Genomic DNA, 12,306 nt, shown 5'->3' with positions numbered 1-12,306 from the left:
CCACGCATGCTGGAACCTCGTCCGCGCCTTCGCAACCGCGACAGTCACGCTCGTCCCGCGATCCGGACGGTTCGTCACAAGCCGATTGCAGGGCCCGCGCGCGAGGCGCCCAACTGGCCCGGTCCCATCGGCCAAGGAGCCTGACCATGTCGCATCGCATCCCCCTGCTGGGCGCCGCCCTGCTGCTCTCCCTCGCCGCCGGCTGCGTCCATGCCCGCGGCGCGCCTTCGGCGCCATCGCAGCATTGCCCCGCCACCGAAGTCTTCGCCCCCGGCGTGGTGTCGGTGCCGGACAGCTGGCAGTGGCGTCTGGGCTTCGACCCCACCCGCACCCGGGCCTACTGGTCGCACAGCGAGGGCTGGTGGCCGGGCACGCGCGAGCGCGCCGAGATCCGGACCTCGCGCCGCCTGCCGGGCGGACGCTGGTCGACGCCGGTGGTGGTGCCCTTCTCGGGCCAGCATGCCGACATGGATCCCTTCGTCACGCCGCTGGGCACCACGATGTTCTTCTCGTCGATGCGGCCGGTCGCCGGACAGGCGCGGGCCGACATGGACCTGTGGATGGTGCGCCGCACGCCCTGGGGCTGGGGCACGCCCCAGCACCTGGGGCCCACGGTCAACGCCGACGGATACGACGAGCTCTATCCCAGCGCGGACCTGCTGGGCAACCTGTACTTCGCCCGGGTCAAGGCGCCCATCCCCACCGAGGACGTGCAGATCTGGCGCAGCAAGCGGCGCTGGGACGGCAGCTACGGCGCGCCGGAACCGCTCGGCCCCGGGGTCAATACGCCCGGACGCTGGGAGTTCAACCCGGAGATCTCGCCCGACGGCCGGACCCTGCTGTTCGTGCGCCTGGATCGCCCGGACGATGGCCTCGACGACCAGGGTTACGGCTGGGGCGATCTGTACGTGAGCCGGATGACGGGCGGCGCGTTCGGCGACGCCGTGAACCTCGGCCCCTGCGTCAACACCACCGCCGACGAGTTCCATCCCACCGTGCTGTGGGAGCGCGGCGAGCTGTTCTTCGCCCGCGATGCCGGCGCGCCCAGCGATTTCCACCGCACCCGGCTGCGCCTGCCGCGCTGAGCGGGCGCCAACGAAAACGGCCGGCCCCGCGAGGGGCCGGCCGTGTCGTCTGACCGCGTTGCGAAGACCGGCTTAAGCGCGCGAATCGAAGCGCTGGCCACCGCGCGACGGGCGCGAAGCGGGCTTGCCGGTATGCGCGTGCGCATGCGCGCCGCGATCGGCCGGCTTGCCGTGACCACGGGCGCCGGGCTTGCGCGGGGCGCGCTGGCCGCCGGGTTTCTGCTCGCCCGGACGCTGCGGCGCGCGGCCGCCCGCCGGCTGCCGACGCTGCTGGCCGCCACCGTTCTTCGGGATCGGCGCATCGAGGCGGATCGGGCGGCTCGGCTCGAAGCCGTCCACCGCTTCCATCACGATGTCGGCCTTGAGCATGCGCTGGATCTGGCGCAGCAGGCCGCCTTCCTCGGGAGCCACCAGCGACAGCGCTTCGCCCGAGGCGCCGTTGCGGCCGGTGCGGCCGATGCGGTGCACGTAGTCCTCGGCCACCATCGGCAGGTCGTGGTTGATCACCAGCGGCAGGTTCGGGATGTCGAGGCCGCGCGCGGCCACGTCGGTCGCCACGAGGATGCGCGCCTTGCCCGACTTGAACTGGTCCAGCGCCTTCTGACGCTGCGCCTGGCTCTTGTTGCCGTGGATCGCCACCGACTTCAGGCCGGCGGTTTCCAGCTGTTCGGCGAGGCGATTGCAGCCGTGCTTGGTCTTGCCGAAGATCAGCACCTGGTCGGTATGGCGACGGGCGAGGATCTCGACCAGCAGGTCGCGCTTGCGCGGGCCATCGACCGGATGGACGCGGTGGGTGATGGTTTCGGCGATGGTGTTCTGCGCCGCCACCTGCACCTCGGTCGGATTGTTCAGCAGCTCCATCGCCAGCGCGCGGATACGCGGCTCGAAGGTGGCCGAGAACAGCATGGTCTGGCGCTGCTTGGGCACGCGCGAGAGCACGCGCTTGATCGACGGCAGGAAGCCCATGTCGAGCATGCGGTCGGCCTCGTCGAGCACCAGCAGCTCGACCGCGTCGAGCTTGGCGTGGCCGGCGTCGAGATGGTCGATCAGGCGGCCCGGGCAGGCGACGAGGATGTCGACGCCGCGGCGCAGGTTCTCGATCTGCGGCTGCATGCCGACGCCACCGAAGATCATGGTGACGTTGAGGCGCAGGTGGCGGCCGTAGGCCTTGAGGCTGTCGGCCACCTGCACGGCCAGCTCGCGGGTGGGCACCAGCACCAGGGCGCGCGGCTTGCGCGGGCCCTTGGCCGGGGTCATCTTCGCCATGCGGTGCAGCAGCGGCAGGCCGAACGCGGCGGTCTTGCCGGTGCCGGTCTGCGCCGCGCCGAGGATGTCCTGGCCGTCCAGCGCCGGCGGGATCGCCTGGGCCTGGATCGGGGTCGGGGTGGTGTAGCCGGTGTCGGACAGCGCGCGCAGCAGCGCGGGCGAAAGCCCGAGGTCTTCGAACAACATAAGGATTCACTCCGTGTCAGCCGCGGCCGTGCGCACCGGCCGCCCGGGGGCGGCACGGTCGAAGCAGCTTCGACTGGCTTGCCCGGAACCATCCAGATCCGCGTTCGGGGCAATGTTTTGACGGTGACCGGAGGTTCCGGACCGTGTCTGCGCGACGAAAGACGTGCGGAATAGGACGCCACGGGACGGGGCCCGGGCCGGCCTGCCAGGATCGTGGCCGCTCGAGAGCGGCGGGCAGCCGTGTTGCAAACGCGGCCATTGTAGCGTCACGGCAGGGTGCGGCGCCAGCCGCCGGTGCCTGGCGCATGGCATGCGGTCAGCGGGCGGTCCGTTCGCCACCGCCGGGGCGGCACAAGGCATGCGCGCGACGCGCGGACTGGAACCGGCGCGGCTGCCTGTGACACCCTTCGCAGGTCCCCGCCACGCGACGCGACGCATGTCCTTCCGCAACTCGCCATCGAGTCCCGGCATCAGCCTCGCCCGCCTGCTGCTCGCGAGCACGCTCATCGTCACTGGCGGCTGGCGCCTGTGGCGCGCCTACGAAGGCGTGGCCATCGGCGGTCCGACCCTGGCCTTCAGCGTCGCGGCCCTGGTGCTGGGCGTGCTGATCGCCGCCGCCTGGCGCCTGCCGGTGACGGCGATGCTCGCCGCCGTGCTGGTGGTGGCCGAGGCCGCGCTCGCGCATCCCTTCTGGTCGATGCGGGGGGCGGCCGTCGGCACCCACCTGCTGCAGTTCATGAAGGACGCGGGCCTGGCGGGCGGTTTCCTGCTGGTGGCGCTCACCACCTCCAGCCGCAGGCGCTAGGGCCATGGCCGCCGACGCGGGTGGGAACGCCCTGCTCGGCGCCGTCGCCCTGCTCGGCGCGGCGGTGGTGTTCGTGCCCCTGTTCCGCAGGCTGGGGCTGGGTTCGGTGCTCGGCTACCTGGCCGCCGGCCTGGTGATCGGCCCCTTCGGCTTCGGCTGGTTCGCCCACCCGCAGGCGATCCTGCATTTCGCCGAGCTGGGCGTGGTGATGTTCCTGTTCGTGGTCGGGCTGGAAATGCGGCCCTCGCACCTGTGGAGCCTGCGCCACCAGATCTTCGGCCTGGGCGCGCTGCAGATCGCCCTGTGCACGCTGGCGCTCACTGGCGTCGGCCTGGCGCTGGGTTGGCGGCCGACGGTGGCGTTCATCGCCTCCGCCGGATTCGTGCTGACCTCGACCGCGATCGTGATGCAGCAGCTGGGCGAGCGCGGCGACATCGCCCTGCCCCGCGGCCAGCGCATGGTCTCGATCCTGCTGTTCGAGGATCTGCTGATCGTGCCGCTGCTGGCGCTGGTGGCGTTCATGTCGCCCGCGCCGCTGGATCCGGATGCCCCGTCGCGGCTGGCCAGCGTCGGCATCGCGGTGGCTTCGCTGGCCGCGCTGATCGTGGCCGGCCTGTACCTGCTCAACCCGCTGTTCCGGATCCTGGCCGCGGCCAAGGCGCGCGAGATGATGACCGCGGCGGCATTGCTGGTGGTGCTCGGCGCGGCGGTGATGATGGAGATGGGCGGGCTGTCGATGGCGATGGGCGCATTCCTGGCCGGCGTGCTGCTGTCCGAATCGACCTTCCGCCACCAGCTGGAGGCGGATATCGAACCGTTCCGCGGGATCCTGCTGGGGCTGTTCTTCGTCGCGGTGGGGATGTCGTTGGACCTGGCGGTGGTGCGGGAGAACTGGCGCCTGATCCTGTTCGCCGTGCCGGCGATGATGCTGGCCAAGGGCGCGTGCATCTATCTGGTGGCGCGGCTGCTGCGCAGCAGCCATGGCGATGCGCTGGACCGCGCCACGCTGATGGCCCAGGGCGGCGAGTTCGCCTTCGTGCTGTACGCCGCCGCCGAGACCGCGCGCATCATCGACGCGCCGGTCAACGACACGCTGACCGCGATCGTCGTGCTGTCGATGGTGCTGACGCCCCTGGCCGTGCTGGGCATGCGCAGGCTGATGCCGCGGGCCGAACGCCCCTCGCTCGATGGCGTGGAGGAAGTCGACGGCCAGACCGGCAGCGTGCTGATCATCGGCTTCGGACGCTTCGGCCAGGTGATGAGCCAGTCGCTGCTGGCGCGCGACGTGGACGTGACCATCATCGACACCGATATCGAGATGATCACCAGCGCGGCCGAGTTCGGCTTCAAGGTCTATTACGGCGACGGCCGGCGGCTCGACGTGCTGCACGCTTCCGGCGCCGACCATGCGCGCGCGATCGCGGTGTGCGTCGACGACCGCGCCGCGGCGGACCTGATCGTCGAACTGGCGCGGCAGCACTTCCCCCAGGCCAGGCTGCTGGTGCGCTCGTTCGACCGGGAGCACTCGCTGAAACTGGTCAATGCCGGCGTCGACTACCAGATCCGCGAGACCTTCGAATCGGCGGTGGCATTCGGCGAAGCCGCGCTGCGCGCGGTGGGCATCGACGCCGACGAGGCGACGCGCATCGCCGAGCAGGTGCGGCGGCTGGATGCCGAGCGCTTCGAGCTGGAAACCGCCAGCAACGATGTCCGTGCCGGTATCCCGAAGCTGCTCAACAACACCGGCAACGCGCCCAGGCCCACGCCGTTCACGCCGCCCCGGCGCGAAGGGCAGCGCCTGGACAGCGAGACGGGGACGGACGCGACCGACGACGCCGCCCGCTGAACCTGCGGGCGGTCAGACCTCCACCACCATCCCCGGCCGCGCCAGGCGGACATCGCCCGCGCCGCGCTCGCCCAGTTCGCCCGCCAGCGCCTCGCGTGCGCGGTCCTCGCCGTGCACCAGCACCAGCGGCGGATTGCCCTCGAATCCTTCGTACCAGTCGATCAGTCCGCGCTGGTCGGTATGCGCCGACAGGCCGCCGACGGTATGGATGCGCGCGTTGACGCGATGGTCGTGCCCATGGATGCGCACCCACTTCGCGCCATCCACCAGGCGCCGTCCCAGCGTGCCCTCGGACTGGTAGCCCACGAACACCACGTGCGTGCTGCGGCGGTCGATGCCGTGGCGGAAGTGGTGCAGGATGCGGCCACCGTTGGCCATGCCGCTGCCGGCGATCACGATCGCGCCGTTCTCGATGCGGTTGATCGCCATCGACTGCTCGGTCGACTCGGTGATGTGCAGGTTGGGCAGCCGGAACGGGTTGGGCCGGCCCTTCCAGACCGCACGCGCATCGGCGTCGAACAGCGCCTGGTGCCGGTCGTAGATCGCCACCACCTTGGCCGCCATCGGGCTGTCGAGGAAGATGCGCCAGCGCGAGAGCTTCCACTCGTCCCAGTACCGCGCGAACCAGTACAGCAGCTCCTGCGAGCGGCCCACCGCGAAGGCCGGGATCAGCACCTTGCCGCGCGCGTTCCAGGCCTGCTCGAGCAGGTCGCCAAACTCGTGGATGGTGTCGAGCCGGTCGCGGTGGTTGCGGTCGCCGTAGGTGGATTCCATCAGCACCAGGTCGGCCTCGGCGACCCGCTCGGGATCGCGCAGGATCGGCGTGCCCGGCGGGCCGAGGTCGCCGGAGAACACCAGCTTGCGGCCGTCGGCCCAGATCTCGACGATCGAGGAGCCGAGGATGTGGCCCGCATCGCGGAAGGCGATCTCCACGCCGGGCAGGATCGGCGTGCGCGCGCCATAGCCCAGCGGCCGCACGCGTTCCAGCACCGCGTGCACATCCTCGCGGGTGAACAGCGGCATCGCCTCCGGCTCGCCCTGGCGGCGCTTGCGGTTCTCGCGTTCGGCATCGTTCTCGGCGAGCGACGCGGCGTCCAGCAGCATCACCGGCAGCAGCTCGGCGCCGGCCTGCTGGATGTAGACCGGGCCGCGGAAGCCCTGCCAGACCAGGCGCGGCACCCGGCCGATGTGGTCGATATGCGCGTGGCTGAGCACCAGCGCGTCGATCGAGGACGGGTCGAACGGGAACGGGTCGAAATTGCGCGCCTCGGCGTCGCGACCGCCCTGGATCATGCCGCAGTCGAGCAGGATGCGCTGCCCGGCCGCCTCGACCAGATGCATCGATCCGGTGACCTCGCCCGCCGCGCCGTGGAAATGCACCCGCATGCCGCGCCTCCGCCGCCAAACCGCTGATTCTGCACGCTTTGGCCCAGCCATGGGGCGATCCGTCCGGCCGGCCGCATGACCTCCGACACCCTCAGCCCCATCGGCGGGGGCGTACAGTGCCGCCACACCGGCGCCGGCGGGTCCGTCGTCGCCGTCCACAGATCCGGAGATCCGCCTTGAGCACCACCGCCCCTCGCCTGCTGTTGCTGTCCACCGCCGTCGCCCTGGTCCTGTCCGCCTGCGGCGGGAAGGACGCGGCGCCCGACGCCGCCACCGCCACCGCGCCCGCGGCGGATGCCACGCCCGCCTTCACGCTGGATGAAAGCAAGCTGCCCGACGTCAACCGCTTCCAGTTCGCCGACCTCGACGACACCCGCAACGCCTGCGTCGACTTCGCCGGCTATGCCAACGCCAAGTTCCTGGCCGCGCACCCGGTGCCCGGCGACCGCACCAGCTGGGGCGCGTTCGAGATGCTCGACGAGCGCTCCACCGCCATCCAGCAGCAGCTGGCCGAGCACGCGGCGGGCCTGGAGAACGCCACCGGCGTCGAGAAGCTGGTCGGCGACTTCTGGGCCACCGGCATGGACGAAGCTAAGATCAACGCGCAGGGCATCGAGCCGCTGAAGGACGAACTGGCGGCGATCGACGCGCTGTCCGATTCGGCCGGCATCGTCGCCTGGCTGCAGCAGACCGCGGCCAAGGGCCAGGGCTTCCTGCTCGGCGTCGGCGCCATGCCCGACTTCCAGGATTCCTCGATCAACATCGCGGCCACCGGCCAGGGCGGACTGGGCCTGCCCGATACCACCTACTACAGCGACGACAAGCACGCGCAGATCCGCGAAGCGTATGTGGCCCACATCGCCAAGGTGCTGGAACTCTCCGGCGTGCCGGCGGCCGACGCGCAGCAGCAGGCCAAGGACGTGATGGCGTTCGAGACGCGCCTGGCGAAGGTGTCGAAGTCGCGCGCCGAGTTCTCGCGCGACGTGTCGCTGTACTACAACCCGATGCAGGTCGCCGACGCCGACAAGCTCACGCCCAATTTCTCCTGGACGAAGTTCTTCGAGGCCCAGGGCATCGAGCAGCCGAAGCTGTTCTCGGTCTCGGTCCCGGACTACTTCAAGGAAGTCGACGCGATGCTGGCCGACGTGCCGGTCGAGCAGTGGAAGAGCTACCTGCGCTTCCACGTCGTCGACGGCGCGTCGCCCTACCTGTCCGACGCCTTCGCGCAGCAGCACTACGAGTTCCACAACAAGACGCTCAGCGGCCAGAAGGAAATGAAGCCGCGCTGGAAGCGCGTGCTCGACACCATCAACGACCAGGTCGACGAGGCCATGGGGCAGATGTACGTCGATGTCGCCTTCCCGGCCGAATCCAAGGCCAAGATGGAAGCGCTGGTGGCCAACCTGGGCGAAGCGCTGAAGGCGCGCATCCAGAACCTGGAGTGGATGAGCGACGAGACCAAGGCCAAGGCGCTGGAGAAGCAGGCCGCGTTCACCACCAAGATCGGCTACACCGACAAGTGGCGCGACTGGAGCGGGCTGGAAACCGGCCGCGACAGCTACCTGGACAACGTGCTGGCCGCGCAGGAATTCAACTACAAGTGGCAGATCGGCAAGATCGGCAAGCCGGTCGACAAGACCGAGTGGGCGATGCCGCCGCAGATGGTCAACGCCTACTACAACCCGCTGCAGAACGAGATCGTGTTCCCCGCCGCGATCCTGCAGCCGCCGTTCTTCGACCCCGAGGCCACCGACGAGATCAACTACGGCGGCATCGGCGCGGTGATCGGCCACGAGATGAGCCACGGCTACGACGACCAGGGCAGCCGCTTCGGCCCCACCGGCAAGTTCGAGAACTGGTGGACCGAAGCCGACGCGGCCGCGTTCAAGGAGCGCACCGGCAAGCTGATCGCGCAGTTCGACGGCTACAAGCTGCCCGACGGCCGCGCGCTCAACGGCACGCATACGCTGGGCGAGAACATCGGCGACCTCGGCGGCCTGGCCATGGCCTACGACGCAATGAAGAAGGCCACAGAAGGCACGCCCGACCCGATGACCGACGGCCTGACCCGCGACCAGCGCTTCTTCCTCAACTGGGCCACCGTGTGGCGCCGCAACTTCACCCCGGAAGAGGTGAGCAAGCGCCTGGTCACCGACGAGCACGCCCTGGCCGAGTTCCGCGCCATCGGCGCGCCGTCGAACCTGCCGGCGTTCGCCGCGGCCTTCAACTGCAAGGCCGGCGATCCGATGGTGCGCGACGGCGACCACCAGGTGGTGATCTGGTAACCGCAACGCGTTGAGCGTCCGCGAAAAGCCCGGCGAATGCCGGGCTTTTCTTTTTCAGTGCAAGCACACAGCAGCACTACTCCGGAAGGGCCGCAGTGCCTCCGGGGAGGTGGCGCACCACGGCTCCGCCGGCCTTGAAACGGGAATTGCGAGTGGCGCGACACTGCCCTGACAAGACTCAGGCAATCCCCGCTGGCGCAGACGCCTATGTGCGAGCCGCGTCATACAGACCCCCGCAGAACTCAGGCAATCAAGTAGCGAGGAGCTCCGCGCTGTCGGGGCGGGGTCGCGACAAGCGCGTCACGGATGGCGCGCGCCCGAGTCGGGGCAGGATGCCCCGACCGAGGGGAAAGCGACCCTGCCCCGACGGCGCGGGGCGTCCATCCGAAGCTGCAGACCAAGGACCCGCTGGCGCAGACGCCTATGTATGCGAGCCGCGTCATACAGACCCGCAGAACTGGGGCAATTGAATAGCGAGGAGCTCCGCGCCGTCGGGGCAGGGTCGCGGCAAGCGCCCCGTGGATGGCGCGCGCCCGAGTCGGGGCAGGATGCCCCGACCGAGGGAGAAGCGGCCCTGCTCCGACAGCGCGGGGCGCCCATCCCAAGCCACAGACCAAAGGACCCACCGGCGCAGACGCCCATGCGCGAGCCGCGCACACAGACCCAGGCAGAACTCGGCCAATCAAGTAGCGAGAAGCTCCGCGCTGTCGGGGCAGGGTCGCGACAAGCGCGCCATGGATGGCGCGCGCCCGAGTCGGGGCAGGATGCCCCGACCGGGGAAAAGCGGCCCTGCCCCGACGGCGCGGGGCGTCCAACCGAAGCCGCAGACCAAAGGACCCACCGGCGCAGACGCCCATGTGCGGGCCGCGCACACAGACCCAGGCAGAACTCAGGCAATCAAGTAGCGAGGAGCTCCGCGCTGTCGGGGCAGGGTCGCGACAAGCGCGCCATGGATGGCGCGCGCCCGAGTCGGGGCAGGACGCCCCGACCGAGGGAAAAGCGACCCTGCCCCGACAGCGCGGGGCGTCCATCCGAAGCCGCAGACGGAAGGACCCACTGGCGCTGGCCTCGGATGTGCGAGCCGCGCCATACAGACCCTGCGGCAGAACTCAGGCAATCAAGTAGCGAGGAGCCCCGTGATGTCGGGGCGGGGCCGCGAAAGGGCGCCATGATGACGCGCCCCCGAGTCGGGGGCAGGCCGCCCCGACCGAGGGAAAATCGACCCTGCCCCGACAGCGCGGCGCGTCCATCCGAAGCCGCAACCGAAGGGCCCGCGAACCTCCGCAGCACCTGCACGATCAGCCCACGCAAGCCTGGTCACAGCTATCCAGGCCGGGTGAAGGCCGCCACAGCGCCCTTGCTAGAATCCCCGGCCTTCCCCCGTGACCCGGTGCCGCTCCATGCCGATCCAGAAGCCGCTCGTCGCCGCCCTTGCCACCAGCCTGGTGCTGATGCTGGCCGCCACCGACGCCGATGCCCAGCGCAAGCGCCGCGCCGCCAAGCCGGCCACACCCGCGATCACCGCCTGCAGCGACTTCTACAGCTTCGTCAACAAGGACTGGCTGACCGCCAACACGGTGATGGCCGGCACCGGCCGGGTGTCGGCGCTCGGCAGCCTGCAGCAGCAGGCGCTGCTGCAGCAGCGCGCCCTGCTGGACGAGGCCGTGCTCAACCCGCAGAACGACGTGCAGAAGCTGCTGGGCGACTTCTGGGCCAGCGGCATCGACGAGGCCGCGGTGGAGCGCGACGGCGCCCAGCCGATCGCCTCGCTGATCTCGCGCATCAACGCCATCAAGCGCAGCAAGGACGTTGCCCCCTCGATCGCCGCCCTGCACCAGGTGGGCATCCCGGTCGCGTTCAATTTCACCGCCGATCTCGACCTCGGCAACCTCGACCGGCACATCGGCTATTTCTCGCAGGGTGGCCTGGCCCTGCCCGACCCGGCCTTCTACACCCGCGAGGACGCCGACACGCGCGCCCTGCTGGGCCGCTATACCGAGTACGTGGAGAAGATCCTCGCGCTCACCGGCACGCCCGCCGCCCAGCTCAAGGACGAGATGGCGATGGTGCTGGACCTGGAGACCCGCATCGCGCGACTGTCCCGTCCCATCACCTCGCTGCGCGACCCGCGCCAGAACTACGCGCTGGTCCCCACCGAAGGTTTCGCCAAGCAGTTCCGCAACCTCCAGCTGGCCGACTTCCTCGAAGCCCAGGGCGTCACCACCGACACGGTCTCGATGGCGCACCAGGACTACTTCACCCAGCTCGACACGCTGGTGCGCACGCTCAAGCCGGCGCAGTGGAAGGTCTATCTGCGCTACCAGATCGGCAACGCCATGGCGCCCTACCTGTCGAAGGACTTCCGCGAGGCGGATTTCTCCTTCAACGGCCGCGTGCTGCGTGGACTGAACGCACCGCGCGCGCGCGATGCGCAGGTGCTGGACGCGATCAACCGCGCCGCCGGGCCGATGCTGGCCCGCGAATACGTCGCGCGCTACCTGCCCGAGGCCAACCGCTCGCGCGCCGAAACCGTCGCAGGCGGAGTGCGCGACGCCCTGCTGCGTGCGGTCGAGCGCAACAGCTGGATGTCCGAGGCCGCGCGCACCGAAGCCGAGGCCAAACTGCAGGCGCTGGAGATCGAAATCGGCGCGCCGCGCGACGATCTCGACTTCACCGTGCAGCCGATGGGCCGCGCCAGCTTCGGCAGCAACATGCTCATCGCCTCCACCTGGCATCATCGCGAGGAGATGCGCCGCATCGGCCGCGCCAACGCGCAGCGTCGCTGGGACGTGCTGCCGCAGCAGCCCGCGCTCGCCTACGACCTCGCCCACAACCGCCTGATCGTGTCGGCCGCGGCGCTGCAGGCGCCGATCCTGGACATGAGCCAGGACACGGCCGGGCAGTACGGCAGCTTCGGGGCCCTGGTCGGCCACGAACTCAGCCGCGCGGTCGATCTCAAGGGCCAGCTGGTGGACGCCGCGGGCAACATGCGCGCCTGGTGGACGCCCGAAGACCAGGCCGCATTCTCCGCCCACGCCGACCGGCTGGCCACGCAGTACGGTGCCTATCCCTACCCGGCGACCACGGGACTGCGGGTCGATGCCGCGCTGACCCGCGAGCAGAACGTGGCCGACCTGGCCGCTGTGGAACTCGCGTTCGACGCGCTTGCCGCCACCCAGCCGGCGCCTGACAAGGCTGCGAAGGAATCGTTCTTCCGTGCCTGGGCCGCGCTGTGGCGCGAGCAGCTTTCGCCGGAAACCGCCACCGGCAACGCCGCGACCCTGCCGCACGCGCCGGGCCAGTGGCGCGCCAACGGGCCGCTGGTCAACCACCCCGCCTTCGTCGAGACGTTCGGCTGCAAGGCCGGCACCGCGATGGTGCGCAAGACCGAGGAGCAGGTGTCGATCTGGCGCTGAACGCCGACCGGCGCGAGCGCGGCCATGGCCC

The 12,306-nt window shown here is 70.3% G+C and carries 7 protein-coding genes; 5 read left to right on the top strand and 2 right to left on the bottom strand.

Translation table 11 applies throughout. The annotated features are described in order from the left end of the window. Nucleotides 1–146: 146 nt before the first annotated feature. Nucleotides 147–1,085 (top strand): hypothetical protein, encoded by a 939-nt coding sequence (locus ACQYVW_RS12030; RefSeq protein ID WP_434947133.1) that lies wholly within the window; start codon nucleotides 147–149, stop codon nucleotides 1,083–1,085. 72 nt (nucleotides 1,086–1,157) lie between these two features. Here the strand turns inward: ACQYVW_RS12030 and ACQYVW_RS12025 are convergent, their stop codons facing one another. Further along, complete coding sequence (locus tag ACQYVW_RS12025; RefSeq protein WP_434947132.1) at nucleotides 1,158–2,537, bottom strand: DEAD/DEAH box helicase; 1,380 nt, start codon at nucleotides 2,535–2,537, stop codon at nucleotides 1,158–1,160. 436 nt (nucleotides 2,538–2,973) lie between these two features. Between ACQYVW_RS12025 and ACQYVW_RS12020 the strand changes: the two genes are divergently transcribed. Next, a complete protein-coding gene (locus ACQYVW_RS12020) occupies nucleotides 2,974–3,342 on the top strand; it encodes a hypothetical protein (protein ID WP_434947131.1) in 369 nt (122 codons plus the stop codon). A gap of 4 nt (nucleotides 3,343–3,346) precedes the next feature. Beyond that, nucleotides 3,347–5,188 (top strand): monovalent cation:proton antiporter-2 (CPA2) family protein, encoded by a 1,842-nt coding sequence (locus tag ACQYVW_RS12015; RefSeq protein ID WP_434947130.1) that lies wholly within the window; start codon nucleotides 3,347–3,349, stop codon nucleotides 5,186–5,188. Nucleotides 5,189–5,200: 12 nt separating this feature from the next. On the opposite strand, the gene ACQYVW_RS12010 is transcribed toward ACQYVW_RS12015, so the two are convergent. After that, nucleotides 5,201–6,574 carry an MBL fold metallo-hydrolase RNA specificity domain-containing protein gene (locus ACQYVW_RS12010; protein ID WP_434947129.1) on the bottom strand — a complete coding sequence of 458 codons (1,374 nt, stop codon included), beginning with the start codon at nucleotides 6,572–6,574 and terminating at the stop codon, nucleotides 5,201–5,203. A 200-nt stretch (nucleotides 6,575–6,774) separates the two neighbouring features. On the opposite strand from ACQYVW_RS12010, the gene ACQYVW_RS12005 reads away from it, so the two are divergent. Next, nucleotides 6,775–8,859, top strand: coding sequence for a M13 family metallopeptidase (locus ACQYVW_RS12005; protein ID WP_434947219.1), 2,085 nt, complete (start codon nucleotides 6,775–6,777; stop codon nucleotides 8,857–8,859). Between the two features lie 1,400 nt (nucleotides 8,860–10,259). Beyond that, nucleotides 10,260–12,275, top strand: coding sequence for a M13-type metalloendopeptidase (locus ACQYVW_RS12000; protein ID WP_434947128.1), 2,016 nt, complete (start codon nucleotides 10,260–10,262; stop codon nucleotides 12,273–12,275). Nucleotides 12,276–12,306: the final 31 nt, after the last annotated feature.

The sequence above is a fragment of the Luteimonas campi genome (assembly GCF_051162505.1).
In the GTDB taxonomy this organism is placed as follows: domain Bacteria; phylum Pseudomonadota; class Gammaproteobacteria; order Xanthomonadales; family Xanthomonadaceae; genus Luteimonas.
This window is presented reverse-complemented; position numbering and strand designations above follow the sequence as displayed.

What these genes read in the sequence shown, in the direction of transcription:
- ACQYVW_RS12030 (WP_434947133.1), top strand. Translation starts at nt 147, where the DNA reads ATGTCGCATCGCATCCCCCTGCTGGGCGCCGCCCTGCTGCTCTCCCTC.
- ACQYVW_RS12000 (WP_434947128.1), top strand. Translation starts at nt 10,260, where the DNA reads ATGCCGATCCAGAAGCCGCTCGTCGCCGCCCTTGCCACCAGCCTGGTG.
- ACQYVW_RS12015 (WP_434947130.1), top strand. Translation starts at nt 3,347, where the DNA reads ATGGCCGCCGACGCGGGTGGGAACGCCCTGCTCGGCGCCGTCGCCCTG.
- ACQYVW_RS12025 (WP_434947132.1), bottom strand. Translation starts at nt 2,537, where the DNA reads ATGTTGTTCGAAGACCTCGGGCTTTCGCCCGCGCTGCTGCGCGCGCTG.
- ACQYVW_RS12010 (WP_434947129.1), bottom strand. Translation starts at nt 6,574, where the DNA reads ATGCGGGTGCATTTCCACGGCGCGGCGGGCGAGGTCACCGGATCGATG.
- ACQYVW_RS12020 (WP_434947131.1), top strand. Translation starts at nt 2,974, where the DNA reads ATGTCCTTCCGCAACTCGCCATCGAGTCCCGGCATCAGCCTCGCCCGC.